This is a genomic window from Ruegeria sp. CDSC079 (assembly GCF_059610505.1).
In genome coordinates this window covers 401003-417030 of record NZ_JBXWNT010000002.1, presented here as the reverse complement: position 1 = coordinate 417030, position 16028 = coordinate 401003, and the positions used below count along the sequence as shown (strand labels likewise).

13 protein-coding genes and 1 tRNA gene are annotated in these 16028 nt (G+C 57.2%); 5 read left to right on the top strand and 9 right to left on the bottom strand.

Annotated elements, in window-relative coordinates; all coding sequences use genetic code 11:
- Positions 1–11: 11 nt before the first annotated feature.
- Both AC2FIC_RS05355 and AC2FIC_RS05350 read right to left on the bottom strand, forming a co-directional pair.
- Positions 12–1244 carry an HlyD family secretion protein gene (locus tag AC2FIC_RS05355; RefSeq protein WP_496692269.1) on the bottom strand — a complete coding sequence of 411 codons (1233 nt, stop codon included), beginning with the start codon at positions 1242–1244 and terminating at the stop codon, positions 12–14.
- Positions 1245–1247: 3 nt separating this feature from the next.
- Complete coding sequence (locus AC2FIC_RS05350) at positions 1248–1652, bottom strand: hypothetical protein (RefSeq protein ID WP_496692268.1); 405 nt, start codon at positions 1650–1652, stop codon at positions 1248–1250.
- A gap of 145 nt (positions 1653–1797) precedes the next feature.
- Here AC2FIC_RS05350 and AC2FIC_RS05345 point away from each other — a divergent pair, with 145 nt between their 5' ends.
- The 3 genes from AC2FIC_RS05345 (at position 1798) to AC2FIC_RS05335 (ending at position 3919) form a co-directional block, all read left to right on the top strand.
- Entirely contained in the window at positions 1798–2865 is a 1068-nt protein-coding gene (locus AC2FIC_RS05345) for an NAD(P)/FAD-dependent oxidoreductase (RefSeq protein ID WP_496692267.1), read from the top strand.
- Positions 2862–3515, top strand: a complete 654-nt coding sequence (locus tag AC2FIC_RS05340) for a DUF938 domain-containing protein (RefSeq protein ID WP_496692266.1) — start codon at positions 2862–2864, stop codon at positions 3513–3515. The genes AC2FIC_RS05345 and AC2FIC_RS05340 overlap by 4 nt, the downstream gene beginning before the upstream one ends.
- A 68-nt stretch (positions 3516–3583) precedes the next feature.
- Complete coding sequence (locus AC2FIC_RS05335; RefSeq protein WP_496692265.1) at positions 3584–3919, top strand: carboxymuconolactone decarboxylase family protein; 336 nt, start codon at positions 3584–3586, stop codon at positions 3917–3919.
- A 65-nt stretch (positions 3920–3984) separates the two neighbouring features.
- Here AC2FIC_RS05335 and AC2FIC_RS05330 read toward each other — a convergent pair whose 3' ends face one another.
- The 5 genes from AC2FIC_RS05330 to AC2FIC_RS05310 all read right to left on the bottom strand — a co-directional run bounded on the left by AC2FIC_RS05330 (position 3985) and on the right by AC2FIC_RS05310 (position 12349).
- Positions 3985–6492 carry a GcvT family protein gene (locus tag AC2FIC_RS05330; protein WP_496692264.1) on the bottom strand — a complete coding sequence of 836 codons (2508 nt, stop codon included), beginning with the start codon at positions 6490–6492 and terminating at the stop codon, positions 3985–3987.
- Between the two features lie 141 nt (positions 6493–6633).
- Positions 6634–7980 (bottom strand): hypothetical protein, encoded by a 1347-nt coding sequence (locus AC2FIC_RS05325; protein WP_496692263.1) that lies wholly within the window; start codon positions 7978–7980, stop codon positions 6634–6636.
- A gap of 97 nt (positions 7981–8077) precedes the next feature.
- A complete protein-coding gene (locus tag AC2FIC_RS05320) occupies positions 8078–9490 on the bottom strand; it encodes an FAD-binding oxidoreductase (protein WP_496692262.1) in 1413 nt (470 codons plus the stop codon).
- A gap of 27 nt (positions 9491–9517) precedes the next feature.
- Positions 9518–11311: a gamma-glutamyltransferase gene (gene ggt / locus AC2FIC_RS05315; RefSeq protein WP_496692261.1), complete on the bottom strand. Its 1794-nt coding sequence runs from the start codon at positions 11309–11311 to the stop codon at positions 9518–9520.
- A 51-nt stretch (positions 11312–11362) separates the two neighbouring features.
- A complete protein-coding gene (locus tag AC2FIC_RS05310) occupies positions 11363–12349 on the bottom strand; it encodes a 2-hydroxyacid dehydrogenase (RefSeq protein WP_281973630.1) in 987 nt (328 codons plus the stop codon).
- Positions 12350–12540: 191 nt separating this feature from the next.
- On the opposite strand from AC2FIC_RS05310, the gene AC2FIC_RS05305 reads away from it, so the two are divergent.
- Together AC2FIC_RS05305 and AC2FIC_RS05300 are read left to right on the top strand one after the other, a co-directional pair.
- A complete protein-coding gene (locus AC2FIC_RS05305; RefSeq protein WP_282022367.1) occupies positions 12541–13008 on the top strand; it encodes an SH3 domain-containing protein in 468 nt (155 codons plus the stop codon).
- Positions 13009–13445: 437 nt separating this feature from the next.
- Positions 13446–13520: transfer RNA gene (locus tag AC2FIC_RS05300), tRNA-Gln, on the top strand.
- 187 nt (positions 13521–13707) lie between these two features.
- On the opposite strand, the gene AC2FIC_RS05295 is transcribed toward AC2FIC_RS05300, so the two are convergent.
- Positions 13708–13911 (bottom strand): hypothetical protein, encoded by a 204-nt coding sequence (locus tag AC2FIC_RS05295; protein WP_496692260.1) that lies wholly within the window; start codon positions 13909–13911, stop codon positions 13708–13710.
- Between the two features lie 508 nt (positions 13912–14419).
- Positions 14420–16015, bottom strand: coding sequence for a GMC family oxidoreductase (locus AC2FIC_RS05290; RefSeq protein WP_496692259.1), 1596 nt, complete (start codon positions 16013–16015; stop codon positions 14420–14422).
- Positions 16016–16028: the final 13 nt, after the last annotated feature.

Here is a 16028-nt window from a genome sequence, read left to right as displayed (position 1 = left end):
CGTAAGAGCCGTTAATGCCCAGTCAGAACCAGCGTGTTCACCGGCATCAGGATCAAACGCAGGCGCAGACCCGCCGCATGAACCACGCCGATCGTGTCAACCAAATGCAGGAAAGCAGATTGCCAAAAGCCCAAATCTTCATGCTCCAGCCGCTCGTGGTTATCGGTGTAGACATTCGCCAGACAGTTGCTGCCGGGCGGGATATCATCCGCCATGCCCTTATAAAGCGGTTCAAAATAAACCAGGATCGAGCCCGGCACCTTGTTGGACTGCACGTCTCTAAGCTCGTCTGACGGGCGAATTTGTCCCGAAGGGATCACATCCTGAACTTCGACCACCACAACCGGAATAACCGTGAACGGCTTGGTCATGCAGCCCAGCTCTCCGACCATGCCGGGTTTGATAACCTGCGCCGACATCTGATTGAACGCAGCCTGAAAGCGGTCATGCCCGGAATTTGACGGCACAAGAATACCTGCTGGACGTAGCAGAGGACTGACGTAATCGCCAACCTGCAAGCCGAACTGTTCGATCCTCCCCGTCACACCCGCGTTGATCACAGTCTTGTCCAGCTCGGTCAAAGCAGCATCCAGGTTCGCATTGGCGCTGGCCAGTTGGGCCGGGATCAGCTCTTCGATTTGCTGTACGACGGCAGCGCGTTGCGATTCAGCCGCAACCAGCTTGGCCTCTCGTTCGGCGACAAGGTTTTCCAGCCGGTCAATCTCGGCCAGGCGGACGGCGCTTGACCCTTCGTCCCGCAGGGTCGTATTGCGTTGCAAGTCCTCTAGCGCCTGATCCAGCGCCGCTTTTGCGCCCGCGATCCCAGCCGCGGCCTCGGCCAGATCGGTCTCCGCGACTTTCAGTGACGCCTGAACTTGCGCGATCTGCGCATGCGCTGCCTCAACCATTGCAGTCTGAGTAAAGTCCTCGATCCGGAAGATTGGCTGCCCAGCAACGACCTGTTGGTTGTTGGAGACATAGACCTCGGACACTCGCCCACCCAGTTGCGGCAGGATCGTCACCGTGCGGAAATACGAGGCCGCAGTTTTGCTGGCCGGGTGAAAATAGAACAGAGTGGTGATCACGGTCAGCGCCATAATGGCACAGGTTGTCAGACCCCAGCGCAGCTCGTACCACATGGTGAACAATGTGATCTCATGCCCGATACGTTTTCCCTGCACAAAGCGGCGGAACAGAAAATCGGGCAGCACCGTGACCAGCGCGCACATCAGTGTTTCAAGCATGTCTTATTGCTCCTGCTGCGCGACGGGTTCGGGGGATGAAACGGGATCGGGATCAGCAGGCGGTTGCGGTGCCAAAGATCGGATCGCATCGGCAATGGCACGCAAGGGCGCACCTATGTCGGGAAACTGGAATCCGGCGACCAGAATGGCTGCAATCCAGAACAATCCGTTATGAGTGAACAAAGCCAGCAGCGCAAGAATTCCGACTAGCTGAAACTGAGGGTGGTTGGATTCATGCGCGAGCTTTTCGGGGATCGAATGCAGGGTGAAATAGCCAACGCCGATCAGGATGATCACCACAACCGTGAAAATGAACATGACCGTCAAAAGAAAATCGCTGCCATCCGCCTGGGTCACGTAAGACGGAATGTGCCCCGTGGCCAATGGGTGTAAATCTGCTGTGCTCACCCTGCCCTCCTCTAATTGCTTTCCACTTCTTTGGATGGGTTGATGCGCAAATTCAACCCTGCTTAAAGTCTCAATTAGAATTCTACGGTCGTGCAGGGCGCATTCGACGTCAGAAAATCACGACTGCGGCCAGCAAAGGGGCGACATGATAGATTTCCTGATTATCGGCGGCGGTATTGCCGGGCTTAGCGCGGGCGCGCGGTTGTCAGAGCGCGGCCAGGTCACCGTGCTCGAAGGCGAAGAGGCGCTGGGCTATCACGCATCAGGCCGGTCCGCGGCTATGTTTGCACCCGCCTATGGTCCGCCTGCTGTTATTGCCCTCAACTTTGCCAGCGCAGCACATTTTGAGACGAATGACTATCTGTCGCCACGCGGCTGGGTTCTGATCGGCGGGAAAGACCAACACGATGTGTTTCACCGGGATGCCGATCAACTTGGCGGCCGACAGATTTCCTTTGACGCGGCACAATCCCTTATCCCGATCCTGAACCCCGAAACCGTCGGGTTCGCGGCGCACAGCGACAGTGAACAAGATATAGATACCGACCGCATGATGCAGGATTTCGCCCGGACGATCCGTGGGAATGGTGGATCCGTTCTGACCCGGCAAAGCGTCACGGCAATTCGCAAACATAGGCACTGGATCGTCGAGGCCACTGAGAGCTTTGAGGCACGACACATCGTCAATGCAGCCGGCGCCTGGGTTGACGAAATCGCGGCGATGGCCGGTATCGCCCCGATTGGTATCCAGCCGCGCCGCCGCTCAATGGCCCGTATCCCGGCCCCCGGCGGGCATGACTTGCGCGCCTGGCCCATGATGTTGGGTGCGGGCGAAAGCTGGTATGCTAAACCCGACGCGGGCAAATTGCTGGTCTCACCTGCCGATGCCGATCCGACCGCCGCCCATGATGCGTTTGCCGATGACATGGTTCTGGCCGAGGGCTTGGCCCGGTACGAGGCAATGGTCACCGAGCCTGTGACGCGGGTCGAAACCAACTGGGCGGGCTTGCGCAGTTTCGCACCGGATGGCAGCCTGGTTTTGGGGCCCGATCCGACCGATCCTACGTTTATCTGGTCTGCCGGTCAGGGCGGTTACGGGTTTCAGACGGCCCCTGCTGCATCCCAACTGGTAGCGGATCTGACAGTCGGCAACCAATCAAGTCTGGACACGGCGACCATCGCCTCTCTGAGACCAGACAGGTTGCACAGATGAACAAGCGCCCGTTACCCTCCAACGCCAGCGTCGCGACTGTAGGAGAGAACGGTCAGATGGTCGCTCCGGCAGCCAGCCGTAACGTTGGGGCTTTGTGCGACCTTCTGGACCGGTTCGCCCCTTTGACCGGACAAGCGCTGGAATTGGCAAGTGGCACCGGTCAGCACATCGCAGCCTTTGCCGAATGCCGCCCCGGCATGCATTGGCAACCCAGTGAGGTTGAATCCGAACGGCAGGCCAGCATCAATGCCTACACCGCGGGCCTGCCGAATGTGTCTAAAGCAGTCGCTCTGGATGCAACCATCGAGGGTTGGCATCAGCCGTTTGGCGGCAGGGATCTGATCGTTCTGATCAATCTCTTGCACCTGATCAGCTGGGCCGAAGTGGAAACGCTTGTCGGCGAGGCAGCTCAAGCACTGAACGCGAATGGCCGGTTGATCCTTTATGGTCCCTTCATGCGCAACAATCGCCTGACCAGTGCGGGGGATCAACGATTTCATACAGCTCTGGTCCAGCAGGATGCTGAAATCGGATATAAAAACGACGGAGACGTTTCTGAGCTTTTGGCCAATCACGACCTGAAAATCCTGGAAGTCGCGGAGATGCCTGCAAATAACCTGGCCTTCATCGTGGAAAAATCTGACACCTGATCCAGATCAAAGCCCGACCGAGGCCAACTAAACATATTCCAAACACACGATGTTAAATGGAATGTAGCATGCCCTGGCAGGAAAAGATCAACGACACGCGAAAAGGTCTTCGCAATTTGAACGGCGCAATCCCTGATACCGCCCGCGCCTTCGGTGCGCTTGGCGCGGCGGCCAAGCAAGGCGGAACGCTGGACTACAAGACCAAAGAATTCATCGCTCTTGGCATATCCATAGCGGACCGATGCGAACCCTGTATCATGCTGCACACCGAAGCTTTGATCAAAGCCGGCGCGTCACGTGACGAGGTTTCGGACGTTCTGTCCATGGCGGTTCAGATGGGGGGCGGACCGTCGATGATGTACGCCTCTAAGGCGCTGGACTGTTTCGACGAGCTGAGTGCATGAAAAAAGCCCGCGTGCTGCGGGCATTAGAAGGCGGCACCAAAAAGGTGCCGCCGTTCTTATCCAGATCAGCCGTCCTTGCGGATGACCTCGTTTTTCGGATCATAGGGGCTGTCGCAAGTGACGACCGCATCCCACAATTTGTCCTGAAGCTTGACCTTCAGCTTGGTGCCTTCGACCGCCAGATCGGGTTTCACATAGCCCATGCCGATGGATTTTTCGAAGGCTACTGAATAGCCACCCGAAGTCAGACGACCGACGCGTTCACCTTCCGGCGTATACAACACTTCACGGCCCCACGGATCGGCATCCTCCGGTCCGTCGATCAGCAGGGTGCAGCATTTCACGCGCACGCCGGTCTCTTCCAGCTTGGTCTTGCCATAGAAGTCCTTGGACAGGTCAACAAAGCGTGGCAGGTCGGCTTCCAGCGGGGTCGCGTCGCGGCCCAGTTCGGTGCCGAAGGCGCGATAGGATTTCTCCTGACGCAGCCAGTTCTGGGCGCGTGCGCCGACCAGCTTCATGCCATGCTTCTCACCCGCTTTTTCCAGCAGGTCGAACAGGTAGTTCTGCATTTCAATCGGGTGGTGCAGTTCCCAACCCAGCTCACCGGTATAGGCCACACGGATCGCGTTGACCGGGCACATGCCCAGTTCGATCTGACGGGCCGACAACCATGGGAAGCGCTTGTTGGACAGTGCGGTTTCCGGATCGGCGTCTTTGATGACCTCTTTCAGAACGTCCCGCGATTTGGGTCCGGCAATGGCAAAAACGCCCCACTGAGTGGTCACATCCTGGATCTCGATGTAACCGAACTCCTCCATCTTGTCCTCGGCCGCCTTGCGCAGGTAATCGGCGTCGTACTCAGTCCAGGCACCGGCAGAGACGATGTAGTAGTTGTTCTCGCCGTTACGGACGATGGTGTATTCGGTGCGGGTGGTACCGTGCGAGGTCAGCGCGTAGGTCAGGTTGATACGACCGACCTTGGGCAGCTTGTTGCAGGTGAACCAATCCAGGAACTGGGTCGCACCGGGGCCTTTGACGACATGCTTTGTGAAGGCCGATGCGTCGATCAGGCCAACGCCTTCGCGGATCGCCTTTGCTTCGTCAACGGCATGCTGCCACCAGCCACCGCGGCGGAACGAGCGGGCATCATGGTCGAAGTTTTCGGGTGCATCCAGCGGACCGAAATAGTTCGGGCGCTCCCAGCCGTTAACCCAGCCAAACTGTGCGCCACGCGCTTTCTGACGGTCATAGGCCGGAACAGTCCGCAGCGGGCGGCAGGCAGCACGTTCTTCATCGGGGTGGTGCAGGATATAGACGTGCTCATAGCACTCTTCGTTCTTGCGCGCCGCGAACTCGGTGGTCATCCAGTTGCTGCTATAGCGTTTGGGGTCCAGCGAGGCCATGTCGATCTCGGCTTCTCCATCGACCATCATCTGGGCCAGATAATAACCGGTGCCACCCGCAGCGGTGATACCAAAGCTGAAGCCCTCGGCCAGCCACATATTGCGCAGACCCGGCGCGGGTCCAACCAGCGGGTTACCGTCGGGGGTGTAGCAGATCGGGCCGTTGAAATCGTCTTTCAGACCGGATTCAGCACAGGACGGCACACGTTCGGCCATCGCCATGTACTGATCCGCAATCCGGTCCAGATCGAGCGGGAACAGATCAGCACGGAAGCTGTCCGGCACGCCGTGTTCGAACTGCGCCGGCGCACCATGTTCATAGATCCCCAAAATCCAGCCGCCGCGTTCCTCGCGTGCGTAGGATTCGTTGTCGGCATCGCGGACAACAGGGTGTTCGGGGTTGCCCGCTTCACGCCATTTGACCAGCTCAGGGTCTTTGTCCATGACGATGAAGGTGTGTTCGACCGGGATCGCGGGCATCTTGATGCCCAGCATTTTCGCGGTCCGCTGTGCGTGGTTGCCCGATGCGGTCACGACATGCTCGGCGGTGATAACCACCTGCTCATCCGACGGAATGAGGTTACCGCCCTTCTCGACCATTTTGGTGCAGGTGACTTCCCAATGAGTGCCATTCCAATGGAAGGCATCGGCCTGCAGCTTGCGAACGATCTCAACACCGCGTTGACGCGCACCCTTGGCCATCGCCTGTGTCACGTCTGCTGGGTTAATATAGCCGTCCTCGGTGTGATATATCGCGCCCTTCAGGTCCGAGGTCTCGATCAGCGGCCAGCGTTCCTTAATCTGGTCCGGAGTCAGCCATTCATAGGCAACGTCACAGGTTTCGGCGGTGGACGCGTACAGCATGTATTCGTCCATGCGCTCCTGGGTCTGCGCCATGCGCAGGTTGCCAACCACGGCGAAACCCGCGTTCAGGCCGGTCTCATCTTCAAGCTGCTTGTAGAAATCGACCGAGTATTTGTGGATATGCGTGGTCGCATAGGACATGTTGAACAGCGGCAGCAAACCCGCCGCATGCCAGGTCGAACCTGATGTCAGTTCGTCCCGCTCAATTAGCATGACATCGTCCCAGCCTGCCTTGGCCAGATGATAGGCAATCGAAGTGCCGACGGCGCCGCCGCCAACGACCAGTGCTTTGACTTGGGTTTTCATAGCCGGGTGTCTCCCCTTGGAATCTGTTGCCACCATATGGCGCAATCAGCGCCCACCGCGCGACATTCATCCGACCAGTGATATAAAAAAAACGACCCTCAGACATCTGGGGGTCGCTTTTCCTAAAAGTTTTGAACTCTCTCAGCCGCCAGACAGCGAGCAGGTCTTGCGCGCATCGTTGAAGGCACATTTGCCCGAAGACCCTGCTCCACCCTTGTTCACACGAATCTCGGATGCTTCGTTCACACGTTTCCCAGAAGCATCGGCAGTTTCTGAACCTTTAAAAAACGACTTCAGGCCGCCGAACAAACCGCTCGAGCTTTTCGGTTCGACCTCTTTTTCTTCCGACCCACCCGTTAGCTTCCCGAAAAGTCGCCCAAAAACACTGCCGCCAGAACCATCCGCATCTGCGTTTTCAATTTCCAGGCCAGCCAACCCTTTGCGATACCCGATCTGGATCAAATCATCCGGGGATTGGATATTGTTTGCCGTCAGATCGAAAGCATCAGATGGCAACCCGTGTTGTGCCGCCATTGTATTGGCAAGCAAGGCCAACCCGTTGATGTTTTCGATCCGCAACTGAGCAATCTCGCTGCGCAGCCGGGTGAACTCGGCCCGGACTTCGGCCATTTGCAAGGCGCGCTCAATGCCGCCATCTGGGTCGGTAACCGCCTCGTTTCCTACACCAGGCACCGGCCGGCTAAGCAACGCGTTCATCCCATCATAGTCAAGCTGGCTGAGGAATATGCGCACATCCTGCTCCGGGGCATCCGTGTACATCTCAACACGTATTTCCTCACCCAGACCCAGGGTGCCCGTATAGATCTGGAACCCAACCGGCTGAGTCAGATCCGTCACTTTGGCAGTGATCATCGACCAGACTTTACGGACATCGAGATGGATCGGGCTGTACTCAGCTTCGACGAACTGAAAATAGGCAACGCCCCCGATCACACCGAACGGAGCATAGTTGCTGGCGCCGAAATCCATCGAGTCGATCGATCTTGCGATATTGCCCGCAAGTGAATCCGCGGAAGCCTCCTGCCGCAGTTTGATCTCAATCCAGTAAGTGTGACCAGCCTTTTCATAAACCCAGCTTGCCTTATCCAGTTTTTTGGCCTGTATTTCAGCTTTTTGAACAGCCACCTTACTGGCAAGCGGGCGCGCGGCCTCACTGACTGATTTCAAGCCCCCCCCTTCACGCGCATCGAGCGTGAAGTCACTGTCCATTATTGCCCGACGCGAAAGCACTGAATCCGGGACCGGCATATAGGGCTTGCCCCCTGCGCGCCAACGCTTCTGGCGGTCGCGTTCTGCCGCTTCGGCATCCAGTTCTTCATGATAAAGGGCGAACCGCGTTTTGAGCGTTTCCACATAGCCGTTTGCCGACAGCGTACCTTCGTGTTTCTTATCCTGCTGGTAGTAATCCAGCCCGGCGACAACCAATCCAACAATCAGCGTAAACCCGATCAGCCGCAACGCGTCCATTAAATTACCTCAATATTCATTCACTGCTTATTTCGCGCAGAATCTTTGAAAATTGAGGCATCCTTGTGGCCTAGATACGGAATAATCCGCGCGGTTTTTACCCGTCCCGAGCCGGAAATATTTTTCCCGGGTTCATGATATTGTCGGGATCAAGCGCCTTTTTCACCGCCTCCATAAAGGTCAGCGCTGCCCCTAGCTCCTTGGCCAGGTATGACCGCTTTCCTTGCCCGATCCCATGTTCCCCGGTACAGGTTCCCTCCATCTCGATCGCAAGGTCATTCAACCACCCAACAAACCCGTCCGCTTTGGCCACTTCGTCGGCGTTTTCCATGTCGATCAACAGCAAGGTGTGAAAATTACCGTCCCCTACATGCCCGACAATCGGCGCCAAAAGCCCAAGTTCCTTGGCCTTGTTCCGGGTCGCAGTCACGCATTCTGCCAGTCGCGAGATCGGTACGCAAACATCGGTTGATATGCCCCGCGCACCGGGGCGCAACTGCAAGCTGGCCCAATACATATCATGGCGTGCCTGCCAGAGTTTGTTGCGTTCTTCGGTTGTCGAAGTGGCCGCGAAATCTGTGCCGCCGAACTCTTCGGCGATCTGACCAAATGTCTCAGCCTGCTCGACCGCACCACCAGTTGATCCATGAAACTCCAACAGCAAAAGCGGGGTTTCCGGTAAGGCCAGTCCCGAATAGGCGTTTGCGGCCTTCACCGACACCTCGTCCAACAACTCGATCCGGGCCACGGGAACGCCGTACTGGATCGTCATCATTACAGCCTGACATGCCGCGTCGACAGAAGGAAACACACAACGCGCCGAGGTGATCGCTTCGGGGATGCCTTGCAGACGCAGAGTGAGTTCTGTGATGATGCCCAGCGTGCCCTCTGCGCCTACCATCAGGCGGGTCAAGTCATACCCGGCCGACGACTTTCTGGCCCGCTGCCCGGTTCGGATGATTTGCCCGTCCGGCATCACGGCCTCAAGGCTAAGGATATTGTCCTTCATCGTGCCATAGCGCACCGCATTGGTTCCCGAAGCACGGGTCGCCGCCATACCGCCCAGCGAGGCGTTCGCACCGGGATCAATCGGAAAGAACAGACCCTGATCACGCAGATGAGTATTCAGCTCCTCTCGCGTTACACCTGGTTGCACGACACAATCCAAATCATCGGAATGAACGGCCAGTACCTTGTTCATCTGAGACAGATCGACCGAAATGCCACCGGCTGGCGCGTTCACATGCCCTTCCAGCGAGGTTCCGGTGCCAAAGGCAATCACAGGGACCTTATGCGTGGCGCAGGCCTTGACGATTTCCGAGACTTCCTGGGTCGAATGCGGAAACACCACCGCATCAGGGGGCTGGTTTTCGATCCATGTGGTCGTATGCCCGTGCTGCTCGCGGATCGCCTGACTCGTTTGCAAACGGTCGCCGAATTGCTGTTTCAGAATGCCGACGACCGTTTCAATCCCCGCCTCGTTTCGCCGAAGCGACTTTGCCTGCACCATGCTTTCCCTTTCTGACTGGCCGCTAGACTATTCGCCCAGCGCAATGCCCTCACGTCGCGGATCGGCACCGCCTGTCAGCATGTCCCCGATCTCGATGGCATGAAGACCTGATGTCAGATCACGCGCGTTGACCTCATAGCCAAGTTCGGTCAGCGCATCCGAAAGCCCTTCGGCCCCGGTGCCCTGTTCCACGTCGAACGTGCCGAAACGATTGACCAGATGCGGCAGTGCCAAGGCCTGTTGCACATCCATATCCCAATCTGCCCAGGCGATGATCGACTTGGCAACATAGCCGATAATCCGGCTTCCGCCCGGCGACCCGATGGCCAGAACCGGTGCACCGTCCTGCATCACAATGGTCGGACTCATAGATGAGCGCGGACGCTTGCCCGGTTCCAGACGGTTGGCAATCGGAACGCCATCACTGTGGGTTTTGAACGAGAAATCGGTCAGCTCATTGTTCAGCAAGAACCCGTTGGTCATCAGCCGCGATCCAAAGCCGTTTTCGATCGTCGTGGTCATGGACAGCACATTGCCATACTGGTCCACGATCGAAATATGCGAGGTCGACGGAAGTTCCAGCGAGATATCATCCGCCCAGTTCGAGGCATGGTCAAATTCGGGATTCCCCGGAACGGCGTCGATCAATGCGGCCTCACCGCTCAGCAACGAGCCCCGTTCGGACAAATAGGCAGGATCGACCAGCCCCTGTGTCGGCATCGGGACAAAATCATGGTCAGCCATATAGCGCCCACGGTCGGCAAAAGCCAAACGCGAAGCATCCCCGATCAGCCGCCAGGATCTGATATCTTCGGGGCCTGACGCTGCCAGATCATAGCCGTTCAACATGCCCAGAATCTGCCCAACCGTCAGCGCCCCTGAGGATGGCGGGCCCATTCCACAGACTTCATAAACGCGGTAGGTGGCGCAGACGGGGTCACGTTCGATGACCTGATAAAGCGCCAGATCTGTACCAGACAGCACGCCCGGATTCCCAGGCGCGTTGCGAACCGCGCTGACGATCCCGGCGGCAATCTCTCCTCCGTAGAATCCAGCCGATCCTTCCGCAGCCATGATGCGCAGCGTTTCCGCATAGGCCGGGTTCGTCAACCGCTGCCCCTGTGCAAGCGGCTGTCCTTCCGGCAGGAAATACGCGGCTGTCTCGGGAAATCGCGACAGGCGTTCCGCGTCATTCTCAACAAGGCTGGCCAATCGAGGGGAAACCAAAAAACCCTCATCAGCCAACGTAATGCCGTCAGAAAACAGGCCGGGCCACGGGCTGCGGCCCCAGCGGCGATGCGCCTCTTCCAACAAAGCCGGGGTGCCGGGTGTGCCGACGGAAAGTCCCCCGACAACCGCATCAAAGAATTTCAGCGGTTCGCCATTCTCGTCCTGAAACAGACGATGGGTGGCCTCAAGCGGGGCGGCTTCACGTCCGTCCAGTGTTGTCAACTTGCCAGAGGCCGCATCATACCAGACCAGAAATGCACCACCACCAAGGCCCGAGGATTGCGGCTCGACCAAACCAAGTACAACCTGCACGGCAACCATCGCATCAGCCGCCGAACCGCCTGCCCGCAGCACCTTGGCCCCAGCCTCAACCGCCAGAGGGTTGGCCGCGGCCACCATCCAGTTCTGCGACGTCACGGGTTCACCGGCCAATTTCGCTTCGAGTGAGGCTATGACTTCTGCGGTCAGGCCTTGAACCTGCCCGTCAGTACCACCCTCAGGTGCAACCGCATCCGCAGCTTCCTGAGAGGCCAACGGCCCGGCAAAGGTCATGGTTGCCAAAAGCAATCCCGAAATCAGACTTCGTTTCATAGTATCCTCCTGAAAAATTGACTTTGTATCGTCCGGCCACCAAGCCGCGTACTATAACATGGACGGAACAACCTGGTCCGGTGGTCGGTGGCCGTCTTCGAATGTCTTGATATTTATGATAACTTTTTCGCCCATTTCGATCCGCCCCTCAAGCGTGGCAGATCCCATATGCGGCAACAGAACCACGTTCGGCAACTGCCGTAGGCGAGGGTTAACCTTCGTTCCGTGTTCGTAAACGTCAAGACCTGCACCTGCGATATCGCCTGACCGGATTTGGCGGGTTAGCGCGTTTTCATCGACCACTTCGCCACGTGACGTATTGACGAGCACTGCACTGGGCTTCATCAGCTTTAGCCGCCGGGCATTCATCAGGTGAAAAGTCGAAGGCGTAGACGGGCAGTTGACCGAGATCACATCCATCCGTGCGACCATCTGATCAAGGCTTTCCCAATAGGTCGCCTCAAGCTCTTGCTCTGTCTCCGGCCTCAACCTACGACGGTTGTGGTAATGTATCTGCATTCCGAAGGCACTGGCACGACGGGCAACCGCCTGACCAATCCGGCCCATCCCCAAAATGCCAAGACGCCGCCCACCGATCCGCCCACCCAGCAACGCGTTGGGTGACCATCCTTGCCAGTCCCCCTTTTGCATGACGGACAGCCCCTCGGGGATGCGGCGGGTCACGGCCAATATCAGCGCCATGGTCATATCCGCAGTATCGTCGGTCAGCACTCCGGGCGTATTCGACACAAGGATGCCGCGCTGACGGGCGGTTGCGACATCGATATTGTCAACCCCTGCCCCATAGTTGGCGATCAGTCGCAGCCTTTCACCCGCCCGCCCCAGCAATCCGCCATCAATCGAGTCTGTAACCGTTGGTACAAGTACATCCGCTTCTTGTACGGCCGCTACAAGCTCTTCTCGGGTCATGGGTGCGTCGTCCGCACGCAACCGGACATCGAACAGCTCGCTCAATCGGGTTTCAACAGCCTCGGGCAACCGTCGCGTAACGACAACACTCAGACGTTCTCTAGGCACCTGTGTACTCCCACTGCTTTGCAAACTTTCGCGCGTCATGGCATCGTGGCGCAGGATAAGGCGGGGCACAAGAACCCCTGGGCATTGATCCAACCTTTTTTCGAAGCAAAATTAACAGGCATAAGAGCAGACTGTCAGTGAGTGTTCTCCTACCAGTAAATCGCCGGATTCTGGCGCTTTTTTCAGTAATTATGCTTGTGCTTGGTCCCTTGGTGGCCAGCGCACAGGATAAGCGTGGCCAAGTCACGAATCTGCCTTTGCCACGGTATGTTTCCATGAAAGCGGCCGAGGGAAACGTGCGCAGAGGACCATCCCTGTCGCATCGAATCGACTGGGTGTTCAAACGGCGTGGGATGCCTTTGCAGGTGACAGCGGAATATGGCAACTGGAGAAAGGTTCAGGACCGCGATGGCGCAGGGGGTTGGGTCCATTACGCCTTGTTGTCTGGCGTGCGCACAGTACTGATCGAATCCGACTTGCTGCCGGTCTATTCCAACCCGGACCCAAACTCGCAGGTCAGTGCGCGGTTTGAAACCGGCGTTGTCGCGCGGCTTGGAACCTGCACGATCGAGTGGTGTCGCATCTCTGCAGGTGGCTATCGTGGCTGGGCCCTGAAATCCAACCTTTGGGGCGTCGATCCCTCAGAGATTCGCGAGTAGCGCTGATCTCAGAGCAACCGGCAATGAAGTTCCCGATCCGCCACTCTCGAACTTGCTTATTCTTGTTATCTGCTTCGGCATTGGGCCGCCCTACGTAAGCAGGAGGCGCAACAAAGGAGTGCAGCGCCAGAAAGACCACATTCGCGACTGCCACTCGCCCTCGTTAAACCAATCGAAAACCTGCTTCCTGTCCGCCTGCCAGACGAATCCTCGCCCGGCCCAGCCGTTCAACATCTGTCCGCAGAGTCATGCTTCATTGGCGGAAGGGCCAATTCACAGCCGTTGCCGTCAAACCATGTTCAACACCTTCTGGCAGGAAGAGGTGCTGCTAACATGACCCGTGAAAGATGCTCTGAATTTTTTTTATAACTGGCCTAATTTTTTACCTGAAAGCTCTTGAACCCTACCAACAACAATCGTAGATAGCGCCTCACCGTTGGGGTGTAGCCAAGTGGTAAGGCAGCAGTTTTTGGTACTGTGTATCGTAGGTTCGAATCCTACCACCCCAGCCAGTTCATCAGATCATAGAACGACAACAGGCTCTTGGGGCTAAACCCTCCGAGAAATGCCCCCGTTTATGCCCCAGCCACCCGAACCACCCGTTAACAATCATAGCGGGTTCTGCGGGGGTGCCCCTCCCACGTTGCGGGAGGAGCGGGTTAGCTGTTCCGAAGTCGAGATTTCTGCATAGCCACAGGTCTATAGCATATCCCAATCGACCCCGTTCGCCTGCCGGTCACGCTCATCCTCAAGGTTATCACGGCGGTCACCGATGGTCAGATGGCGCGGGTTCACACAGCGACGGTTATGGCAACGATGCCGGATCGTCGTCAGGACAGCCTTGGGCGGTGGGTGCAAAAGAAAACCCCCGGCGAGAACGCCGAGGGCAGACAGGTACTTCATGGATCAAACTCCTGCAGTTGCTTCTTTATTTAGATGCAAGGGGTTGCTCGGTTTAGATGAAAGCGGACGTTGGGTGAAGACTGGTGAATGACCGGGTTGCGGGACTTAGCGGCCAATAGGGTTCACCGACGCAGTGCCCGTAGCTAGGCTCAGGCTCGCGACCCAGAGCTGTGTATATCTCTCTGCAAGTGAAGTACTTGTACGCCAAAAATAGGAAAGTGGACGTTCCGATTTGAACTATTGGAAAAGCAAATAGCGTCCGCGACCGCTTATGCATGTTTCGCGAGATTGGTTTGATGTCAAAATCTGAGCTGGATGCAGCACAGATCGTTGGCCAAGAGTCGCCCTCCCAGATCACGGTCAGTCATGAGACAAGAGTTGGCAAAGTGCGAGTTGCGATCAGACATAATCAACAGAACAGCTTGAGCTTGCGCGACTGGCACACCGATCCATCGGTTGCGAGTGTTTTGGGCATTCTGCATCGCACACAGGCAAGATGGAGGGCCTGTCAGGCATCCGCGATTATCAAATCGCTCGCCTTTTCCCCGATCATTATTGCCGGTGCGTTGGTGTTGCCACTGACGATTTCGGGCATGATTGAACAATCGGCCACGCGCAGATTTTCTAGCCCGTGAACCCTTAGTTTAGGATCGACAACAGATGCCTCAGAGCTTCCCATCGCACAGGTGCCGGTTGGGTGGTAGATTGAGGTCGAATTCGACCTGGCCCAATCCAGCGTAGCGTCATAGTCGTTGCAATTCAGATCTGCTGTTGGTCGAAACTCTTCCGAAATCTTCGAGGCCAAAGGGTTTTTCTTGGCAATTCGCCGCGCGATATTCACGCCATCGACTATGGTCCTGCAATCTGTTTCTGTGGACAAGTAGTTCGGTATGATCTTGATATGTTTGGACGGATCGGGGCCGTTCAGGCACAACTCCCCCCTGCTTTCCGGGCGCAGCTGGCAGACCGACATTGTAAAGGCCGAGAACGGGTGTACGCCCTCGCCCGGGCTGTCAGCGGACCAGGGTTGGACATGAAACTGTATATCGGGTGTCTCTACATCCGGGCGCGTTTTCATAAAGCCGGTGGCGAGGCTGGCCGCCATTGTCATAGGCCCTGCACGGAACAGTGCATATTTCAGAGCGATGCGCGCCTGATTGAACAGGCTGCGGACTTCATCATTCAGTGTTGGTTCATTGCACTTGAACACCAGGCGCGCCTGTAAATGATCCTGCAAGCCCTTACCGACGCCAGACAGGGTGTGAAGCGGTTCGATTCCGTTTTCTTTGAGGTGGTCCGGGTCTCCAATCCCCGACAACATCAGGATCTGGGGCGAATTGATCGCGCCGCCAGACAGGATAATCTCGCGTCGAACCTTCAGAGTTTGCTCGACCCCTGACCTGTCCCGGTAAACCAGCCCGGTCGCCTTTTTCCCGTCCAAAACCACGCGCGTCACAAATGCGTTGGTGATGATGTTCAGATTCTGACGACTTCGAATGGGTTTGAGATAAGCCACAGCCGCGCTGCAGCGACGGCCGTTGCGGGTGGTCAGTTGGAAATACCCCACGCCCTCTTGTTCAGCACCGTTGTAGTCGGGGTTGAACGGGTAGCCTGCGGCCTGTGCCGCGGCAACCCAGGCGTCGCAAATGGGGCGTTGAATGCGCATGTTCGAAACAGACAAAGGCCCGCCAATGCCGTGAAACTCATCTTCACCGCGTTCTTGATCTTCGCAGCGTTTAAACAGGGGCAAGACATCGTCCCACCCCCATCCCTCATTGCCCATTTGCCGCCAGCGATCGTAGTCTTCTTTCTGGCCGCGGACATAAAGCAGCCCGTTCAGCGAGGATGAGCCGCCCAGCACCTTGCCTCGTGGCCAGTCTATGGATCGTCCATTAAGCCCCGGATCGGGTTCAGTGCGATAGCACCAGTCAACCGACGGGTTGTGCATTGTTTTAAAATAACCGACCGGAATGTGAATCCACGGGTTGGTGTCGCGACCGCCAGCCTCCAGCAATGCGACGGTCGTATTGGGATCAGCACTCAAACGGTTGGCAATGACACAGCCCGAAGATCCTGCTCCGACTACCGCATAATCGACTTCCATAACTGTCTCCTCC